The organism is Pseudomonas sp. Root71, from assembly GCF_001429045.1.
In the GTDB taxonomy this organism is placed as follows: Bacteria; Pseudomonadota; Gammaproteobacteria; order Pseudomonadales; family Pseudomonadaceae; genus Aquipseudomonas; species Aquipseudomonas monachiensis.
The window spans coordinates 374,810-394,807 of the sequence record NZ_LMHY01000027.1 but is presented as its reverse complement, the minus strand read 5'-3'; the positions used below and the strand labels follow the sequence as shown (position 1 = coordinate 394,807).

Annotated in this window: 14 protein-coding genes and 1 pseudogene; 11 read left to right on the top strand and 4 right to left on the bottom strand. The window is 60.7% G+C overall.

Features of this window, described 5'->3' with window-relative positions:
- The first annotated feature begins 20 nt into the window (after nucleotides 1–20).
- On the top strand, nucleotides 21–1,841 hold the full coding sequence (gene typA, locus ASD95_RS22205; RefSeq protein ID WP_007989225.1) for a translational GTPase TypA: 1,821 nt from the start codon (nucleotides 21–23) through the stop codon (nucleotides 1,839–1,841).
- 159 nt (nucleotides 1,842–2,000) lie between these two features.
- Here typA and ASD95_RS22200 read toward each other — a convergent pair whose 3' ends face one another.
- Nucleotides 2,001–2,441: a YkgJ family cysteine cluster protein gene (locus tag ASD95_RS22200; RefSeq protein ID WP_056725779.1), complete on the bottom strand. Its 441-nt coding sequence runs from the start codon at nucleotides 2,439–2,441 to the stop codon at nucleotides 2,001–2,003.
- Between the two features lie 256 nt (nucleotides 2,442–2,697).
- Here ASD95_RS22200 and ASD95_RS22195 point away from each other — a divergent pair, with 256 nt between their 5' ends.
- The 5 genes from ASD95_RS22195 to ASD95_RS22175 all read left to right on the top strand — a co-directional run bounded on the left by ASD95_RS22195 (nucleotide 2,698) and on the right by ASD95_RS22175 (nucleotide 11,718).
- A complete protein-coding gene (locus ASD95_RS22195; protein ID WP_056725778.1) occupies nucleotides 2,698–5,148 on the top strand; it encodes a glycogen/starch/alpha-glucan phosphorylase in 2,451 nt (816 codons plus the stop codon).
- A gap of 171 nt (nucleotides 5,149–5,319) precedes the next feature.
- Nucleotides 5,320–8,526, top strand: coding sequence for a DUF2339 domain-containing protein (locus tag ASD95_RS22190; RefSeq protein ID WP_056725776.1), 3,207 nt, complete (start codon nucleotides 5,320–5,322; stop codon nucleotides 8,524–8,526).
- A complete protein-coding gene (locus ASD95_RS22185) occupies nucleotides 8,523–9,896 on the top strand; it encodes a DUF3999 domain-containing protein (RefSeq protein WP_056725775.1) in 1,374 nt (457 codons plus the stop codon). The genes ASD95_RS22190 and ASD95_RS22185 overlap by 4 nt, the downstream gene beginning before the upstream one ends.
- A gap of 205 nt (nucleotides 9,897–10,101) precedes the next feature.
- Nucleotides 10,102–11,112 (top strand): class 1 fructose-bisphosphatase, encoded by a 1,011-nt coding sequence (locus ASD95_RS22180; RefSeq protein ID WP_007975526.1) that lies wholly within the window; start codon nucleotides 10,102–10,104, stop codon nucleotides 11,110–11,112.
- 3 nt (nucleotides 11,113–11,115) lie between these two features.
- On the top strand, nucleotides 11,116–11,718 hold the full coding sequence (locus tag ASD95_RS22175; RefSeq protein WP_056725774.1) for a DUF924 family protein: 603 nt from the start codon (nucleotides 11,116–11,118) through the stop codon (nucleotides 11,716–11,718).
- A gap of 135 nt (nucleotides 11,719–11,853) precedes the next feature.
- Here the strand turns inward: ASD95_RS22175 and ASD95_RS30430 are convergent, their stop codons facing one another.
- Nucleotides 11,854–12,618, bottom strand: coding sequence for a methyl-accepting chemotaxis protein (locus tag ASD95_RS30430; RefSeq protein WP_442965742.1), 765 nt, complete (start codon nucleotides 12,616–12,618; stop codon nucleotides 11,854–11,856).
- Between the two features lie 93 nt (nucleotides 12,619–12,711).
- Nucleotides 12,712–13,734 (bottom strand): annotated as a pseudogene (locus ASD95_RS30425) (HAMP domain-containing protein); the annotation flags it as partial.
- A 293-nt stretch (nucleotides 13,735–14,027) separates the two neighbouring features.
- Here ASD95_RS30425 and ASD95_RS22165 point away from each other — a divergent pair.
- The gene (locus ASD95_RS22165; RefSeq protein ID WP_056725770.1) at nucleotides 14,028–14,282 is read left to right on the top strand and encodes a hypothetical protein; all 255 of its coding nucleotides are present in this window, start codon (nucleotides 14,028–14,030) and stop codon (nucleotides 14,280–14,282) included.
- Between the two features lie 30 nt (nucleotides 14,283–14,312).
- A complete protein-coding gene (locus tag ASD95_RS22160; protein WP_056725768.1) occupies nucleotides 14,313–14,882 on the top strand; it encodes a lipocalin family protein in 570 nt (189 codons plus the stop codon).
- Between the two features lie 112 nt (nucleotides 14,883–14,994).
- Here ASD95_RS22160 and ASD95_RS22155 read toward each other — a convergent pair whose 3' ends face one another.
- Nucleotides 14,995–16,359 carry a formimidoylglutamate deiminase gene (locus ASD95_RS22155; protein ID WP_056725765.1) on the bottom strand — a complete coding sequence of 455 codons (1,365 nt, stop codon included), beginning with the start codon at nucleotides 16,357–16,359 and terminating at the stop codon, nucleotides 14,995–14,997.
- A gap of 146 nt (nucleotides 16,360–16,505) precedes the next feature.
- Here ASD95_RS22155 and hutC point away from each other — a divergent pair, with 146 nt between their 5' ends.
- The 3 genes from hutC (at nucleotide 16,506) to hutU (ending at nucleotide 19,907) form a co-directional block, all read left to right on the top strand.
- Complete coding sequence (gene hutC / locus ASD95_RS22150; protein ID WP_162135916.1) at nucleotides 16,506–17,216, top strand: histidine utilization repressor; 711 nt, start codon at nucleotides 16,506–16,508, stop codon at nucleotides 17,214–17,216.
- Complete coding sequence (locus ASD95_RS22145; RefSeq protein ID WP_056725763.1) at nucleotides 17,213–17,782, top strand: HutD/Ves family protein; 570 nt, start codon at nucleotides 17,213–17,215, stop codon at nucleotides 17,780–17,782. Before hutC ends, ASD95_RS22145 begins: the two co-directional genes overlap by 4 nt.
- Before the next feature lie 442 nt (nucleotides 17,783–18,224).
- Nucleotides 18,225–19,907 carry a urocanate hydratase gene (gene hutU, locus ASD95_RS22140; RefSeq protein ID WP_056725762.1) on the top strand — a complete coding sequence of 561 codons (1,683 nt, stop codon included), beginning with the start codon at nucleotides 18,225–18,227 and terminating at the stop codon, nucleotides 19,905–19,907.
- Nucleotides 19,908–19,998: the final 91 nt, after the last annotated feature.

Genomic DNA, 19,998 nt, shown 5'->3' with positions numbered 1-19,998 from the left:
CCTCTGATCGAGATACACAAGTGATCGAAAATCTACGCAACATCGCCATCATTGCCCACGTTGACCATGGTAAGACCACCCTGGTAGACAAACTCCTGCGTCAATCCGGCACCCTGGAGCGCAACGAGCTCAACGACGAGCGCGTGATGGACTCCAACGACCAGGAAAAAGAGCGCGGTATTACCATCCTGGCGAAAAACACCGCCATCAACTGGAACGGCTACCACATCAACATCGTGGACACCCCGGGCCACGCCGACTTCGGCGGCGAAGTTGAGCGCGTAATGTCGATGGTCGACTCCGTTCTGCTGCTGGTTGACGCTCAAGACGGCCCTATGCCGCAAACCCGTTTCGTGACCAAGAAGGCTTTCGAAGCCGGCCTGCGTCCGATCGTGTGCATCAACAAGGTTGACCGTCCAGGCGCGCGTCCGGACTGGGTTCTGGACCAGATCTTCGACCTGTTCGACAACCTGGGTGCCACCGAAGAACAGCTGGACTTCAAAGTCGTCTACGCCTCGGCCCTGAACGGTATTGCCGGTCTGGACCACACCGAAATGGCTGAAGACATGACCCCGCTGTACCAGTCGATCGTCGACAACGTACCGGCGCCGGCTGTTGACCGTGAAGGTCCGTTCCAGATGCAGATCTCCGCACTGGACTACAACAGCTTCCTGGGTGTTATCGGTGTTGGCCGTATCGCTCGTGGTCGCGTCAAGCCGAACACCCCGGTTGTCGCTATCGGCGCCGACGGCAAGAAGCGTAACGGTCGTATCCTGAAGCTGATGGGTCACCACGGTCTGCACCGTGTGGACGTTGAAGAAGCTGCTGCAGGCGACATCGTATGCATCAGCGGTATGGACTCGCTGTTCATCTCCGACACCCTGTGCCACCCGGACACCGTTGAAGCGATGAAGCCGTTGACCGTCGACGAGCCAACCGTTTCCATGACCTTCCAGGTAAACGATTCGCCATTCTGCGGTAAAGAAGGCAAGTTCGTGACTTCCCGTAACATCAAGGAACGTCTGGACAAAGAGCTGCTGTACAACGTTGCACTGCGCGTTGAAGAAGGCGACTCGGCTGACAAGTTCAAGGTTTCCGGCCGTGGCGAACTGCACCTCTCGGTACTGATCGAAACCATGCGTCGCGAAGGCTTCGAAATGGCTGTAGGCCGTCCGGAAGTGATCATCCGTCTGGTTGACGGCGTGAAGCACGAACCGTTCGAAAACGTCACCATCGACCTGCCGGAAGAATCCCAGGGCAAGGTGATGGAAGAGATGGGCCTGCGTAAGGGCGACCTGACCAACATGGTGCCGGATGGCAAGGGTCGTGTACGTCTGGAATACAACATCCCTGCTCGTGGTCTGATCGGTTTCCGTAACCAGTTCCTGACCCTGACCAACGGTGCTGGCATCCTGACCTCGATCTTCGACCGTTACGACGTGATGAAGTCCGGCGACATGTCCGGCCGTCAGAACGGCGTTCTGGTTTCGGTTGAAACCGGCAAGGCACTGACCTACTCCCTGGAAACCCTGCAGGCGCGTGGCAAGCTGTTCGTAGAACACGGTCAGGAAATCTACAACGGTCAGATCGTTGGTCTGAACAGCCGTGACAACGACCTGGGCGTCAACCCTACCAAGGGCAAGAAGCTCGACAACATGCGTGCTTCGGGTAAAGACGAAACCATCGCCCTGGTTCCACCTGTTCGCTTCACCCTGGAACAGGCTCTGGAATTCATCCAGGACGACGAGCTGTGTGAAGTGACTCCTAAGTCCATCCGTCTTCGCAAGAAGATCCTGGACGAAAGCGAGCGTACCCGCGCTGCCAAGAAAGCCAAGGCATAAGATTTAGCCCGGCTTAACGAAAACGCCCCCGGTCGAAAGGCCGGGGGCGTTTTTGTTTGTCTGAAGCCATAAAAAAGATCGCAGCCTTCGGCAGCTCCTACAAAAGCACAGTCGTGCGCATTTCTGTAGGAGCTGCCGAAGGCTGCGATCTTTTCAGGCTTAAAACTTTTCCAAAGTCCGGCGGCTGCTGCTCTCGCGCTCCACTTCCTTGGGCTTGTACGCACAATACCCCGGCCGCGGGCCGATTTTCGGGTGATTGCGGCAAGTATCCGGGCGCTTTTCATAAATAGTGCACAGACGGCTCTTACGATCCAGGTAGTAGCAATCGTTGTTGCTCATGCGCTGGAGGGTGAAGATTCCTGACTTCTGGTTGAAACGCTCGACCAAACCTTCCTTTTGCAGGCGTTTGGCGATGTTCTTCGGCGGGTCACCCAGCTCGAATTCATCGACTACGCCGATACGGACCAGATCCTTGATCTTGACCTCGACCGGCAGGGTGCAGCAGCTGGACATGCACGAGCCGCACATCGGGGCGGAGTACTTGGCCCAGGTATCGAGTCGGTCGATCTCCGCGGCGGCGATCAGGTTCGGCTTCATCATCGGTTGTTACCAGCGTGTGCATCAGGGCGCGCGATCATACCGGGACTGGTGGATTTTTGAACAACCTTTCGCCAGTTTTTTTCACGGACGGCGCAAACAACCGGAAAATAGGCACGAGCCCTGCATTGATTCAGGCACAAGACAACGCAATGTCGATCCAGCTCGCATTCAAAGGAAAAACTGCCGAACCAGAGCCTCTACCGCCTGTCAGACCGACTAGGCTCAGACAACTCCAAGCTCGCTCGAGGTCCTATCGATGACTCAAGAACCACTTGTTCGCGAAGCAGAGGTGGCCGCATTCCGCGACGCCGTCTTGACCAAACTCACTTATGCAGTGGGTAAAGACCCGGATCACGCCTTCGACCACGATTGGTTCGAAGCCATTGCACTGGCCGCGCGGGATCACATGGTCGAGCACTGGATGGACCACACGCGGCAGATCTACCGCAAAGGCCAGAAGCGCGTTTATTACCTCTCCCTGGAGTTTCTCATCGGCCGGCTGCTCTTCGACAGCCTGAGCAACCTCGGCCTGCTCGACGTGGCCCGCGAAGCCCTGACCGAACTCGGCGTCGACCTTGAGCGCATTCGCTTGCTGGAGCCCGATGCGGCCCTGGGCAACGGCGGCCTCGGGCGTCTGGCAGCGTGTTTTCTGGAAAGCATGTCGACCCTCGGCATCGCCGGTCATGGCTACGGTATTCGTTACGAACACGGCTTGTTCCGCCAGGCTATCGTTGATGGCTGGCAACAGGAGCAGACCGAACACTGGCTGGATTTCGGCAACCCCTGGGAGTTCGAGCGCCCGGAGGTGGTTTACCCGATCGGCTTCGGCGGCGGTGTCGAGACCGTGACCGATGACAGCGGCAAGTCCAGGCAAGTCTGGCACCCGGCGGAAACCGTACGGGCCATTGCGTATGACACGCCGGTGGTCGGTTGGCGCGGGGCAAGCGTCAACACGCTGCGTTTGTGGCGCGCCCGGGCCATGGAAGATCTGCATCTGGAGCGTTTCAACGCCGGCGACCACCTGGGCGCCGTGGCCGAAGTGGCCCGGGCCGAAAGCATCTCCCGGGTGCTGTACCCGGCGGACAGCACCGAGGCCGGCCAGGAATTGCGCCTGCGCCAGGAGTATTTCTTCGTTGCCGCCTCGTTGCAGGATTTGCTGCGCCGCCATCGCAACATGCACACCTCGGTGCTGACCCTGGGCGATCACGCTTCGATCCAGCTCAACGACACTCACCCCTCGATTGCCGTGGCTGAGCTGATGCGGCAACTGGTCGACGTCTATGACGTGGCATGGGACGCGGCGTGGCAGGTCACCGTCGATACGCTGTCCTACACCAACCACACATTGCTCCCCGAAGCGCTGGAAACCTGGCCGGTAGGTTTGATGGAACGCATGTTGCCGCGGCACATGCAGATCATTTACCTGATCAACGCCCAGCACATCGATTCCCTGCGGGCCAAAGGCATCCACGATTTCGATGTGCTGCGCGCGGTATCGCTGATCGAGGAAGACAACGGTCGCCGGGTACGCATGGGCAACCTGGCGTTTCTCGGCTCCCACAGCATCAACGGTGTGTCCGGGTTGCACACGCAACTGATGCGTCAAACGGTGTTCTCCGAACTGCACAAGCTCTACCCGGAGCGGATCAACAACAAAACCAACGGCATCACTTTCCGCCGCTGGCTGTATCAGGCCAATCCCGAGCTGACCTCGATGCTGGTCGATACCCTCGGCCCCGAAGTGCTGGATAACCCGGAAGAGCGTTTGCGCGCCCTCGAACCGTTCGCCGAGAAAAGTGCATTCCGCAAGGCGTTTGCCGAGCAACGCCTGCACAGCAAGAAAGCCCTGGCGTACCTGATTCATGAGCGGTTGGGTGTGGCGGTCAACCCGGCGGCGATGTTCGACGTGCAGGTCAAGCGGATTCACGAATACAAGCGCCAGTTGCTCAACCTGATGCACACCGTGGCGTTGTACCAGGCGATTCGCGCGGAACCTGAAATCGACTGGGTACCACGGGTGAAGATCTTCGCCGGCAAGGCGGCCGCCAGTTATCACCAGGCCAAACTGATCATCAAGCTGACCAACGACATCGCCCGGGTGGTGAACAACGACCCGACCGTGCGCGGCTTGCTAAAAGTGGTGTTCCTGCCCAACTACAACGTCAGCCTGGCGGAGAGCATCATTCCGGCGGCGGATTTGTCCGAGCAGATCTCCACCGCCGGGTTCGAAGCGTCAGGCACCAGCAACATGAAATTCGGCCTGAACGGCGCGCTGACCATCGGCACCCTGGACGGGGCCAACGTGGAAATGTGCGACCGCATTGGCGCCGAGCACATGTTCATCTTCGGCCTCAGCGCGCAGCAGGTGGAGGCGCGCAAGCAGAACCATGAGTTCAGCGCGGTGCCGGATATCGCCGCGTCCCATCGTCTGAATGATGTGCTGCAGGCGATTCGTGGCGGGGTGTTCTCGCCGGATGATCCGTCCCGTTATGCCGGGTTGATCGATTCGCTGGTGGACTACGACCGCTTCCTGGTCTGCGCCGACTTCGATTCCTACTGGCACGCCCAGATGCGCGTCGAAGCCCATTGGCACGATTCGAAGGAGTGGTGGCGTTCAGCCGTGTTGAGCACGGCGCGGATGGGCTGGTTCTCCTCGGACCGGACCATTCGCGAGTACGCCACGGAAATCTGGAAGGCACTGGAGTAAGTCTTCAGGCAGGTGGATATACTGGCGCGCCGGAAAAGATCGCAGCCTTCGGCAGCTCCTACAGGATCGCGTAATACCGCGACTATGTAGGAGCTGCCGAAGGCTGCGATCTTTATGGATACGGCTGAGCTAATCTTTCCGGATTGGCCAATGCGCTTAGGGATATCGACCATGCAATGGATGTTCATGCTGATAGGGCTGGTGCTCGGCTGGATACTTGACGAGTCATTCAGCGATGCGCTGCTGGGCGCGTTACTCGGATTGGGTATCGGCCAGGCCCTTCGCTTGGCTCGCATGGACTCGCAGGCCTTCGAGCAGCTGCGTTTGCTGGAGCAGGCCCAGGTCGCGCTGCACGCGGTCGAGCAACGGCTGGCGCTGCTCGAGGCATCGGGCGTCAAGGCGCCGCAAGCCCGCGAACCATTTGCCTCACCTGAAACCATCCTTGATGAAGTACCTGTCGCAGCCCCGGATTTGCTCTGGGAGCTACCGCCCGAACTCGAGCCGGTAGCCGTCGCAGCCAGCGAAACCAAGCGTTTGCAGCCTGTCGATGCCTGGAGGTCCGAGCCGTCCGCTCGCGAACCACAGCCACCCGTCACCCCGCGTGGCCCGAACTTCATCGATCGTGCCATCAGCCGTGCCCGCGCCTGGTTGTTCGGCGGCAATACCGTGTTGCGGGTCGGCGTGGTGCTGCTGTTCCTCGGCCTGGCCTTTCTGCTGCGCTATGCCACCGAAGGCGTGGTGGTGCCGGTTGAGTTGCGTTACGCAGGTGTTGCGGCGGCGGCCTTGGGGCTGCTCGGGCTGGGTTGGTGGTTGCGAGCGCGCAACAACAGTTATGCGTTGATCCTGCAAGGTGCCGGGATCGCCGTGCTGTACCTGACGGTGTTTGCCGCGATGCGCCTGCATCCGCTGCTCGATCCCTCGGCCGGGTTTGGCCTGCTGGTGGCGGTGACGGCATGTTCGGCGATTCTCGCCATTACCCAGGACTCCCTGGGGCTGGCCGCCGCTGCCGCACTGGGTGGATTCGCCGCGCCGCTGCTGGCCTCCACCGGTGCCGGTAGCCACGTCGCACTGTTCAGCTATTTTGCCCTGCTCAACGCCGGCATCTTCGCCATCGCCTGGTTCAAGGCCTGGCGGCTGTTGAATGTCATCGGGTTCAGCGGCACCTTCGGTATCGGTTTCGCCTGGGGCCTGCGCTCCTACTCGCCGGAGCAGTTGTGGAGTACCGAGCCGTTCCTGATTCTGTTTTTCCTGATGTACCTGGCCATTGGTCTGCTGTTCGCCCGGCGCAGGCTGCTGGAAATGAGCGATGCACCGGCAGAGGGCAGTCGCGAATCGCTGCTGCAGTGGTCGGCGCGCAAGGGCAACTACGTCGACGGCACGCTGCTGTTCGGTCCGCCGCTGGTGGGTTTCGGTTTGCAGTTTGCATTGGTGCAGCATCTGGAGTTCGCGGCGGCGTTCAGTGCCTTGGCGCTGGGCATGATTTACATGGGGCTGGCCCGTTGGCTGATGGCCGGGCGCACGCTGTTGCTGGGGGAAACCTGCCTGGCCCTGGGTGTGATCTTCGCCAGCCTGGCGATTCCGCTGGGTCTCGATGCACGCTGGACGACGGCGGCGTGGGCGGTGGAAGGCGCGGGGATCTTCTGGCTCGGTCTGCGCCAGCAAAGGCCCGTGGCCCGGGCCTTTGCCTTACTCCTGCAACTGGGGTCGGCGCTGGCGTTTCTCAGCGAACTGCACGACAGCGAGAGCAGCCTGCTCGGCGGTGTACCGCTGGGCGCGTTGTTGCTGGGCGTCGCGCTGCTGTTCAGCTTCTACCAGTTGCGTAAAGCCCTGCCGGAACAGATCAGGCCTTGGGAACTGAAAGGTCTGCCAATCCTGGCGTGCCTCGGGCTGTCGTTTCTCTATTTGCTGGCGCCGTTGTTTTTCTTCAGCCACGGCACGGTGATCAGTTGGGCCCTGGCCGGGGCGCTGACGTTGTTGGTTGGCTTGCGCCTGCCATCGCGCACCTTCGTGTTCAGCGCGCTCGCTGTGCAACTGTTGGGTGGCGCGTTGTTCCTGGCGACGGGGCCGCTGTTCAGTGAAGAGCTGAACCCCTTGGCTCATGCCGGATTCTGGGCGCCGCTGGTGTTGGGGCTGGCGGCGATGGTCGGGGCCTGGCGTTTGCAGATTGGTCATTCGCTTGGAGTATTCGAAGGGCTGAGCCTGTTGCGATTGTCCCAGGCGTTGCTGGTGTGGGGCGCAGGCTGGTGGGCGTTGGCCTGGGTCATCGAAGTGCTGCATTTTGCGCCGTTGCCGATGCGGGCGCCTTTGTTGTTGGGCATCGCGGCCGTGAGTGTGGCCCTGTGGACGGTAGTGGCGCTGCGCCTGAAATGGCCATCTCTTGGGGCACTCGGCACGGTGTTGATTCCCGCAGCGGCACTGGTGCTGCTCGCGGCCTGGCACTCGCGTTATCACCCGGCAGCCAACGTCGGCTGGCTGGCGTGGGCCGCCGTGTTCGTGGTGCATTTCATGTCCCTGCGACGCCTGGCGCCCATGCTGCCGGCGCGCGCGACGAGCGTCGCCCATGTGCTCGGCTGTTGGTTGTTGATGGGGGTGCTGGCTCTGGAGTTGCGTTACGGCTTGCTGGTGTTGTCCGAGCAATACAACGCCTGGCGCTGGTTGGGTTGGGCGATTCTGCCCAGTCTGTACCTGGTGCTGATGGCGGCACCTCGCGCGTGGCCGTGGCCGGTGTCGGCGTATCCGCGCGAATACCGTGTATACGCCGCCGCGCCGTTGGCGTTGTTGATGCTCGGCTGGTTCTGGCTGGCGAATGTCGCCAGTGACGGCAACGCCGAGCCACTGCCTTACGTGCCATTGATCAACCCGCTGGAACTGGGCCTGTTGTTGGCGCTGTTCGGCGTCTATGTCTGGTCCCGCAGCGCCATGACACAACTGGCGGTCCGCGAGGATTACGCCGCCATCGCCACGCAAGGGGGCGCAGGTGCCTCGCTGTTCGTGTTCTTTACTGCGTTGGTGATGCGTACGGCACACCATTGGAGTGGGGTGCCGTTCGAGCTGGATCTGTTGCTGGCGTCGATGCGGGTGCAAGCCGGCCTGTCCATCGTTTGGACCTTGATGGCCCTGAGCCTGATGATCGGCGGCCATTTGCTTCGCCGCCGTGAAGTCTGGTTGATCGGCGCGGCCTTGATCGGCGTGGTCGTGGCCAAGCTGTTCTTTGTCGAATTGAGTAACCGCGGCGGGCTGGCGCGGATCGTGTCGTTTATCGGTGTCGGTGTATTGCTGCTGGTGGTGGGCTATTTCGCCCCGCTGCCGCCCAAGCGTGCCGAAGCTGAGCCGGATAACGAGAAACCGGTCCCGGAATCCGAAGGAGTGTCGTCTTGAGTCAGAAGCTTAACCTGGGTTGGCTGGGGGCTGTCGCCATGGGTGTGGTGTTATCGGCGGTTGCCCAGGAAAAACCGGCGGACTTCGCCACTCAAGTGCCTTTGTCGGTGACGGGCGAAGGCCCCTGGTATCGACTTGAACTGCCTCTGAACGTACAGCTGAATGCACGGCAGACGGACCTGAGCGACGTGCGTGTGTTCAACGCCGTGGGCGAAGTTCAGGCTTATGCCTTGGCCCGGGAGTCGGCGCGGAGCAATGAAACCCGCACCTTGAACGAGGTGAAATGGTTTCCGTTGTACAGCTCGTTGGACGCCACTGAAACCGCGCCGAGTGTGCGGGTGCAATCGAACACCAACGGCACGTTGGTCCAGGTGCAGCCCTCCAGTCAGCTGGAGGCAGGCGAGGAGGAGTTGCGCGGCTGGTTGCTCGACGCATCGTCTATCAAGGCACCGTTGCAGCAGTTGGTTCTCGACTGGATCAGCGAGCGCGACGGATTCCAGCGTTTCACCATCGAAGCCAGCGATGATTTGCAGCATTGGCAGTCCTGGGGCGAAGGGCAGGTGGCGCGCCTGACCTTTTCCGACGAGCGGGTCGAACAGCATGAAGTCAACCTGCCGGGCCAGTCGGCACGCTACCTGCGGTTGCTGTGGATCACCCCGCATTCGGCGCCGACACTGACTTCGGCGCAACTGCAAAGCGCCAATATCCGCAGCCTGCCGCTGCCGTTGGTCTGGTCCCAGGCGTTAGCCGGCAGCAGCGTGAAGGCGGGCGAGTACACCTGGCAGCTGCCGATGGGGCTGAATGTCGAGCGGGTGCAGGTCGAGTTGAGCCAGCCCAACAGCCTGGCGCCAGTGAGCCTGGCCGGCCGGCGCGACAGCAGCCTGCCATGGCAGTCGTTGGGCAGCGGTTTGCTCTATCGCCTGACCCAGGACGGTCAGGACGTGGTGCAAAACCAATTGCAGCTGTCAGGGCAAATCGTCCAGCAATTGAAACTGACCGTGGACGAACGCGGCGGTGGCCTGGGTGATCAGGCGCCGACGCTGAAGTTTGCCGTGCGCGCCACGCAACTGGTGTTCCTGGCGCGTGGGCCGGGGCCTTACACGCTGGTCGTGGGGAATTCGACGGCGAAGGCGGCGAACTTGCCGCTGTCGACGCTGATTCCGGATTACAGCCCGGCAAAACTCGCGACCCTGGGCCGGGCCAAGGTGGATGTCGGGGCGGTGGTCTCGAATGCGGCGACAGAGAAAACGCTGGCGACGACGGACACCCAGTGGAAGACATTCGGCTTGTGGGCGGTGTTGTTGCTCAGTGTCCTGTTCCTGGCAGCGATGGCGTTCAGCCTGCTACGCAAACCGCCAGCCAAATCCTGAAGAAGGCTGGCGAATGCGTTCGCCCGGTCAATGAAAATACCGAAATGACCGCAGTTCCCAGGCTCGCATCCAGCCCATTTCCAACTACGCTCATCCCCGCGCATGAACTCTCTTCGGCCGATCACGTCTGATAGGAGGAAATGCGCCCCGACTCGCGTTAAACTGCGCGGGTTTTTAGCCCCCCCCCATTCCTCCGGAGCCTTCCATGTCCCGCGTTACCTTGAGTCGCTATTTGATTGAGCAGACCCGCAGCAACAACACTCCTGCCGATCTGCGCTTCCTGATCGAAGTGGTGGCGCGTGCCTGCAAGGAGATCAACCACGCCGTGTCCAAAGGCGCCCTGGGTGGTGTTTTGGGCAGCATGGGCACTGAAAACGTCCAGGGCGAAGTGCAGAAGAAGCTCGACGTGATCTCCAACGAGATTCTGCTCGAAGCCAACGAATGGGGTGGTCACCTGGCCGGCATGGCGTCCGAAGAAATGGACAACGCCTACCAGATCCCGGGCAAATACCCGAAAGGCGCGTACCTGCTGGTATTCGACCCACTGGACGGTTCGTCGAACATCGACATCAACGCCCCGGTCGGCACCATCTTCTCGGTACTGCGTTGCCCGAACGAATACCTGAGCCAGAACGAGCCCTTGAATGAAAAGGCCTTCCTGCAGCCAGGTACACAGCAAGTGGCCGCCGGTTACGCGATCTACGGTCCGCAGACCATGCTGATCCTGACCCTGGGCGACGGCGTGAAAGGCTTTACCCTGGACCGTGAAATGGGCAGCTTCGTACTGACCCACGAAAACATCACCATTCCTGAAGCCACCCAGGAATTCGCCATCAACGCGTCCAACCAGCGTCACTGGGAAGCACCGGTACAGCGCTACGTCAGCGAATTGCTGGCAGGCGATGAAGGCCCGCTGAAAAAGAACTACAACATGCGCTGGGTTGCCGCGATGGTCGCCGACGTGCACCGCATCCTGACCCGCGGCGGTCTGTTCATGTACCCACGCGACAGCCGCGAGCCGTCGAAGCCGGGCAAACTGCGCCTGATGTACGAAGCCAACCCGATGTCGTTCCTGGTCGAACAAGCGGGCGGCGCGTCCACCGACGGCCATCAGCGCATCCTCGACATCCAGCCGGAAGGCCTGCACCAGCGTGTTGCGGTGTTCCTCGGTTCGAAAGAAGAAGTTGCCCGCGTCACGGCTTACCACAAGGAGTAAACCATGACCGCCCCCTGGCAGCCGTTGCTTGATTGGTGGTTCGGAAACTCCGGGTCAGCGAGGGAAGTGGCGGCGCAGAAGGGCAGGTTGTGGTTTGGCAAGCGCGACAGCCAGGACCTCGAAGCGCGCGAGCGTTTCGGGGACTTGGCCGAGCAGGCACTGGCCGGCGGATTGACCGAGTGGATGCAACGTCCCGAAGGTTGGTTGGCCCTGGTGCTGTTGCTCGATCAAATCCCGCGAATGATCTTTCGCGATACTCCAAAAGCATTCTCCGGCGATTCCCGCGCACAGAAACTCGTGGCCCAAGGCATTGCGGCGGATTTCGATCGGCAGTTGCAGCCGATTCAGCGGGTGTTCATCTATTTGGTGTTCGAGCACAGCGAAAACCTTGCGGTGCAGAATGAAGGTGTCTCGCGTTACATCGAATTGGTGGCGCAGCAGCCGGAGGTCGATCGGGCGTTGTTCGCCGATTATCTGGACTTTGCCGAGCGGCATCAGAGGGTGATTGCGCAGTTTGGGCGGTTTCCGCATCGCAATGCGGTGTTGGGAAGGGAATCGACGGCTGAGGAAATTGAGTTTCTTTCGGGGCCCGGTTCTCGGTTCTAATTTTTTCGTCGCTGCTGATGCCGTCTTCGCGAGCAAGCCCGCTCCCACAGTGGATCTTGGTCGTACACAAAGTTTGTGTCCACTGAAGATCAAATGTGGGAGCGGGCTTGCTCGCGAAGGGGCCCGAGAGAACAATTAGATCCTGAAACTCCCCACCAACTGCTTCAACCGCGCCGCCTGCCGTTCAAGATCGGCACACGCACGCAAGGTCGACTGCAGGTTCTCCACACCTTCCTGGTTCAGTGTGTTGATCTCGGTGATGTCGACGTTGATCGACTCCACCACGGCCGTCTGCTCTTCAGTGGCGGTGGCGACCGACTGGTTCATGCCATCGATCTCCCCGATGCGCAGGGTCACGCTCCCCAGTCGCTCGCCCGCCTGGTTGGCGATGCCGACGCTGCTTTCGCTCTGGCGCTGGCTGTCGGTCATGATGCCCACCGCTGCCCGGGCGCCGACTTGCAGCTCTTCGATCATCGTCTGCACTTGTTGCGCCGAGTCCTGGGTGCGGTGAGCGAGGTTGCGCACCTCGTCGGCAACCACCGCGAAACCACGGCCGGCCTCACCGGCTCGCGCCGCTTCAATCGCCGCGTTCAGTGCCAGCAGGTTGGTCTGCTGGGAGATGCTGGTAATCACTTCCAGGATCTGCCCGATGTTGACCGTGTTGCTGTTGAGGGTCTCGATATTGCCGCACGAATCGCTGATCTTGGCCGACAGCTGCTGCATCGCCGCGATGGTTTTATCCACCACCTGTTGGCCGTCTTCGGCCAGGCTGCGGGCATCACTGGAATGTTGCGAGGCGAGGGCGGCGTTTTGGGCGATTTCCTGGGCGGCGGCACCGAGCTGGTTGATCGCCGCGGCCACGCTGTTGGTGCGCGAGGCTTGCTGGTCTGAGTTGAGCATCGACGAGTTTGACGCGGCCACCACCCGCAGCGCCACTTCGTTGACCTGGCCGGTGGCTGAGGACACTTCGATGATCGAGGTGTGAATGCGTTCGACGAATCGGTTGAACGACAGCCCCAGCGCACCGAATTCGTCGTGACCGTGAATGACCAGGCGTTTGGTCAGGTCGCCTTCGCCTTCGGCGATGTCGTGCATGGCGCGGCCCATGGTCAGCAGCGGCTGCATCAGCAGGCTGATCAGCATGCCCAGCAGCACAATGATGATCACCACGGCAATCACCATGGCAATGATCGCCGAGGTGCGGAATTCGCTGAGCATCGAGAACGCGGTGTCCTGGTCGAGCACCAGCGCCACGTACCAGTCCGCCGACGGCACACCGTTGACGTGGGTGAAGGAGATGAACTGGCGCTTGCCGTCGATCTCGACCTCTTTCATGCCCGGGCTGACTTTCGGCGCACCGTTGGGGTAGGCCTCGGTCAGGTTCTTGAGTACCAGCTTGCTGTCCGGGTGAATCAGGATCTTGCCGTCGGCACCGACGATGAACGCATGGCCGTGACCGCCGAAGTTCAGCGAATTGATGATTGCACTGACGCTGGACAGGTCGATGTCGGCGCCGGCGACACCAATCATCTGGCCCTGATGCAGCACCGGGGTGGCGACGGTGATTACCAGCTTGCCGGAGGAGGCGGCGATGTAGGGTTCGGTGACGATGGTCTGTTGCGCGCTGTTGGCCGCCTTGTACCAGCCGCGGGCGCGCGGGTCGTAGTCCGCCGCGCGGTTGCCCGCCGGGACCGAGAACATCACGCCGTCGGTGCCACCGAAGTAACTCAGCTGGAAGTTGCCGGTGTAGGCGGGCAGGTCGATGATCCGTTTCAGGCCAGCGGGAGCATTGCCGTCGGCGTTGATCTGTTGGGCCATCGACTGCAGCAATTGCATGCGGCTTTCCAACCAGGTCTGGATGTTGCTGGTGGTCAGGCTGCCGAGTTCCTGCATCGAGGCCTCGGTACTGTTGCGCAAGGTTTCGCGCTGGCGATAGTCGTTGAACAGGATGAAACAAGCGAATGCGACGGCCACCACGAGGGCGGCAGCCAGCAATATCTTGTGGCTGAACTTCATGTTTCGGGTCATGGATGAGCTACCGCAGAGGGGCTGTTCGACAAAATGGGAGAGCAAGCGCCAGCGACGTGGCTTTGCGTTGCATTTATGTCGACTGAACGGCGCCAAAGATTAGGCGGATTTTCTGAAAAACGATGAAATGCCCGGTAAACAGGCAAAGTGGCTGATTTTCGGCAAAAGGTAGACGAGTGGCCCGATAAATAGCCTGCCGGGCAGGGAACCAGACAGGGGTTTTCTCTTCTAAGCTTCAGCTTGGCAGCCATGCCAATCCCCTACGCCCCCGGAGTTTCACCATGTCGTTGCGTTCCATCGCCCTGCTTTCGTTCTGCGTATTGCTCGCTGCCTGCAGCAAGGTCAATCAGGAAAACTACTCGAAGCTCTCCGCCGGCATGGCCAAGGCCGAAGTGGAGACCCTGTTGGGCAAACCCGCCGATTGTTCAGGCGCGCTCGGCATGTCCAGCTGCACCTGGGGCGACAAGAACAGCTTTATCAGCGTGCAGTTCGCCGGTGACAAAGTGCTGATGTTTTCCGGCCAAGGCCTGAAGTAAACCGGGGCGATCGCCCACGGGAGAAAAATAATGAAGCGGTTATTGATCATCCTTTTTGCCGGCCTGGTGTTGGCCGGCTGTGCCACGTCTGGCCCGGACCCGTTGGCCCCCAAGACAGTCAATAGCGTTAACCTCAAGCGCTACCAGGGCACCTGGTACGAGCTGGCTCGCATGCCGATGTACTTCCAGCGCGACTGCGCGCAGTCCGAAGCCCATTACACGCTCAAGCCCGACGGCAACGTCGCGGTGTTGAACCGCTGCCTGACGGCGCAGTGGCAATGGGAAGAGGTCAAGGGCACGGCTTATCCACAGACGCCCGGCAAGAACGACAAGCTGTGGGTCGAGTTCGATACCTGGTTTTCCAGGTTGATCCCGGGTACGGCGAAGGGCGAATACTGGGTGCTGTATGTCAGCGATGACTACAAGACCGCCATCGTCGGTGATCCGAGCCGCAAGTATCTGTGGCTGTTGTCGCGCACGCCGACCGTGAACGGTGTGGTGCGTGAGGAGCTGCTGAGCAAGGCGCGTCAGCAGGGTTACGACACCACGCGGCTGATCTGGCGGGCATCGGAACAGCAGATGGCGAAGACGTCGAACTGATACATGTAACCCTGTGGGAGCGAGCTTGCTCGCGATGAGGCCATCAAACTCAACAGAAATGTTGACTGACAGGCCGCCATCGCGAGCAAGCTCGCTCCCACAGGTTTTTGTATTAGCCTAAAAGTTCGCGCAGGACCTGAGTGAAGGCGCGGCTGCTTTCTTCCTCGTCAGCATGCCGACCGTCACGCACGACCCATTGGCCATTGACCAGCACATCCCGCACCTGGCGATCGCCGCCGGCAAACAACCAACGGTTGAGAATCCCGTCGCCACTGGCCGTTGCCAGGTACGGATCGTTGCCGTCGAGCACCAGCCAGTCGGCGCGCTTGCCGACTTCCAGGGCGCCAATCGGCTGGCCCAGTGCCTGGGCGCCGCCATCCAGCGCCGCATCAAACAGCGTACGACCGACCATTGGCTGATCTGCGCCATACAAACGATTTCGACGCTGGTCGCGCAGACGTTGGCCGTATTCCAGCCAGCGTAATTCTTCCACCACGCTCAACGACACATGGCTGTCGGAACCGATGCCCATGCGACCGCCCTGAGCGAGGAAATCCACCGCCGGGAAAATCCCGTCGCCCAGGTTGGCTTCGGTGGTCAGGCACAGGCCAGCGATGGCGCGGCTCCTGGCCATCGACGTGACTTCTTCCGGGTTGGCGTGGGTCGCGTGGACCAGGCACCAGCGCTGATCGACATCGACGTTTTCATACAGCCATTGCAGCGGACGACGACCGCTCCAGGTCAGGCAGTCGTCGACTTCTTTCTGCTGCTCGGCAATGTGGATGTGCACCGGGCATTGCTTGTCGCTGGCCGCCAGCACTTCGCTGATCTGCTGCGGTGTTACCGCGCGCAGCGAGTGGAAACACAGGCCCAGTGCTTGCGCCGGTTGCTGCGCCAGCACCGGTTGCAGGCGCGATTGCAGCTTGAGGTAGTTTTCGGTGCTGTTGATGAAACGGCGCTGGCCTTCGTTCGGAGCCTGGCCGCCAAAACCGGAATGGCTGTAGAGCACCGGCAGCAGGGTCAGGCCGATACCGGCGGAACCCGCAGCCTGGCTGATACGCAGGGCCAGTTCGGCCGGGTCCGCGTAAGGCTGGCCATTGATGTCATGGTGTACGTAATGAAATTCCGCCACCGACGTGTAACCGGCCTTGAGCATTTCGATGTACAGCTGACGGGCGATGACGCCGAGTTGCTCCGGGCTGATTTTTCCGACGAGGCGATACATCAGGTCGCGCCAGGTCCAGAAACTGTCGTTCGGATTGCCCGCCACTTCCGCCAGCCCGGCCATGGCCCGCTGGAAAGCGTGGGAGTGCAGGTTCGGCATGCCAGGCAACAGCGGACCGCTTAACCGTTCGGCGCCATCTGCGTTGGAATCGGCCTGGATATGGGTCAATACGCCGTCGGCGCTGACCTCAAGACGTACATTGTTGGCCCATCCACTAGGCAGCAGCGCGCGTTCGGCAAAGAAGGCGGACATGGTTCAGCACCCCATCGTGTGTTATTTGTATATACATATACAGACGTTTGCCTGCCCGGTAAACTCCGGCAAGCTAGCGACATCAATCAAATGACCAAGGATTAACCGTGCCGACTCCGCCTCCAGTCTCTCCGTTGGCCGCGAACATGGGCGACAGTCCGGCGCCCTTGTACGCCCGCGTCAAACAAATGATCACCCAGCAAATCGACAGTGGGAACTGGCCACCGCACTATCGTGTGCCGTCGGAAAGCGAACTGGTCAGCCAGTTGGGCTTCAGCCGCATGACCATCAACCGCGCCCTGCGCGAGATGACCGCCGATGGCCTGCTGGTGCGCATGCAGGGCGTCGGCACGTTCGTCGCCGAGCCGAAAAGCCAGTCTGCGCTGTTTGAAGTGCACAACATCGCCGACGAAATCGCCTCTCGCGGCCATCGCCACACCTGCAAGGTCATCACGCTCGAAGAAGAAGCCGCCGGCTCCGAGCGCGCCCTGGCCCTGGACATGCGCGAAGGGCAGAAGGTGTTCCACTCGCTGATCGTGCATTTCGAAAACGATATTCCGGTGCAAATCGAAGACCGTTTCGTCAATGCGCTGGTGGCGCCGGACTACCTTAAACAGGACTTCACCCTGCAAACGCCCTACGCCTACCTGAATCAGGTCGCGCCGCTGACCGAAGGCGAGCACGTGGTCGAGGCGATCCTGGCCGAGCCGTCCGAATGCAAATTGCTACAGATTGAAAAAGGCGAGCCGTGCCTGCTGATCCGTCGCCGCACCTGGTCCGGTCGTCAGCCAGTGACCGCCGCTCGCTTGATCCACCCCGGTTCCCGTCATCGTCTGGAAGGTCGGTTTCATAAATGAATCAGTTGAAAGTTCTACGCGCCAAAGATTACCCGCGCATGCCGTGGAAAAACGGCGGCGGCAGCACCGAAGAAATCACTCGCGATGCCGGCACCGGTCTGGATGGGTTTGGCTGGCGCCTGTCGATTGCCGACATTGGCGAATCGGGCGGCTTTTCCACTTTCGCCGGTTATGAGCGGGTAATCACCGTGCTGCAGGGCGACGGCATGACCCTGACGGTGGATGGTCAGGACGCTCGGCCACTGTTACCGCTGGACCCGTTTGCCTTTAGTGGCGAGAGCAAGGTTTCCTGCACATTACTGGGTGGGCCGATTCGCGATTTCAACCTGATCTACGCGCCGCAGCGTTATAGCGCGCGGTTGCAGTGGCTGGCGGGCGAGCAGCGGTTTTTCAGTTCAGCGGGCACGGTGTTGGTGTTCAGCATCAGCGATGCGCTGGAAGTTGTGGTCGGTAACAGCGCTTCGAAGCTCGGTCGTCATGACTGCCTGCAACTCGACGGTAACGCTAGCCTGCTGGAAATCTCCGTCAATGGCCCATGCTGTGTGATTGAGCTGGCCGCACGCTGATTCTGAATTTTCAAAGGATCGCAGCCTTCGGCAGCTCCTACAGGATGCACACCATCCCATGTAGGAGCTGCCGAAGGCTGCGATTTTTTGCATTTCAGCGTTCCCGAAAGCGCACCACTTTGTTACCGAATGCCCCAGCGTGGCGCAATACCACGCTCAAGTAACAAAATCCCCTCGCCACAAAAATCCCCCCGAAAATTTTTCATCTACGCCAGAACCCTTGTTCCAGGCGCTCTCCAGCCATTTCCGAATTTTTCTTGAATGCTCATCCAACAAGTTGGCCGCTTGATTGCATATGCTTGTATGTACAAGTAAAGACGTATGTGTATGAGTCACGAGGACTCAACCATCGTCCACTGATTCGCTGGTGTGCACTGATGCCCATTGGCTTGCTCGCCCACTGCCTGGGTTGGTTTGGATTGATTGCTGAGGAGTCTTTTTCGTGACTGACATTAAACCTACTAAGTTTCGTGACGTTGAAATCCGTGCCGCACGCGGTAACAAGCTGACCGCCAAGAGCTGGCTGACCGAAGCGCCGCTGCGCATGCTGATGAACAACCTCGACCCGGAAGTCGCCGAGAACCCTAAAGAACTGGTGGTTTACGGTGGTATCGGTCGCGCTGCACGTAACTGGGAATGCTACGACAAGATCGTCGAAAGCCTGACCAACCTGAACGACGACGAGACCCTGCTGGTGCAATCCGGCAAGCCGGTCGGCGTGTTCAAGACCCACAGCAACGCCCCGCGCGTACTGATTGCCAACTCCAACCTGGTTCCACACTGGGCGAGCTGGGAACACTTCAACGAACTGGACGCCAAAGGCCTGGCCATGTACGGCCAGATGACCGCCGGCAGCTGGATCTACATCGGCAGCCAGGGCATCGTCCAGGGCACCTACGAAACCTTCGTAGAAGCCGGTCGCCAACACTACAACGATGACCTGAAAGGTCGTTGGGTCCTGACTGCAGGCTTGGGCGGCATGGGCGGCGCTCAGCCTCTGGCTGCAACCCTGGCCGGCGCTTGCTCGCTGAACATCGAATGCCAGCAGGTCAGCATCGATTTCCGTCTGAAAAGCCGCTACGTCGATGAGCAGGCTACCGACCTCGACGACGCTCTGGCCCGCATCGCCAAATACACCAAGGAAGGCAAGGCGATTTCCATCGCGCTGCTGGGCAACGCCGCTGAAATCCTGCCGGAGCTGGTCAAGCGTGGCGTGCGCCCGGACATGGTCACCGACCAGACCAGCGCCCACGACCCGCTCAACGGTTACCTGCCTGCCGGCTGGACCTGGGACCAGTACCGCGCTCGCGCCAAGACTGAACCTGCCGCTGTGATCAAGGCCGCCAAGCAATCGATGGCCGTGCACGTCAAGGCGATGCTCGAGTTCCAGAAAATGGGCGTACCGACCTTCGACTACGGCAACAACATCCGTCAGATGGCGCAGGAAGAAGGCGTGGAAAACGCATTCGACTTCCCGGGCTTCGTACCGGCCTACATCCGTCCGCTGTTCTGCCGTGGCATCGGTCCGTTCCGTTGGGCTGCGCTGTCGGGCAACGCTGAAGACATCTACAAGACCGACGCCAAGGTCAAGGAACTGATCCCGGACGACGCCCACCTGCACAACTGGCTGGACATGGCCCGCGAGCGCATCAGCTTCCAGGGCCTGCCAGCACGTATCTGCTGGGTTGGTCTGGGCCTGCGCGCCAAGCTGGGCCTGGCGTTCAACGAAATGGTGCGCAGCGGCGAGTTGTCCGCGCCAATCGTGATCGGTCGCGACCACCTGGACTCCGGTTCGGTATCGAGCCCTAACCGCGAAACCGAATCGATGCAGGACGGTTCCGACGCCGTCTCCGACTGGCCACTGCTCAACGCCCTGCTGAACACCGCGAGCGGCGCGACCTGGGTGTCCCTGCACCACGGCGGTGGCGTTGGCATGGGCTTCTCCCAGCACTCGGGCATGGTGATTGTCTGCGACGGTACTGATGAAGCGGCCGAGCGTATCGCTCGCGTGCTGCACAACGACCCGGCCACCGGCGTCATGCGTCACGCCGATGCCGGCTACCAGATCGCCATCGACTGCGCCAAGGAACAAGGGCTGAACCTGCCGATGATTACCGGCAAGTAATGCTTGCTCTGTAGGAGCTGCCGCAGGCTGCGATCTTTTGATCTTGATCTTTTAATCGCAGCCTGCGGCAGCTCCTACAAGAGATCACGAC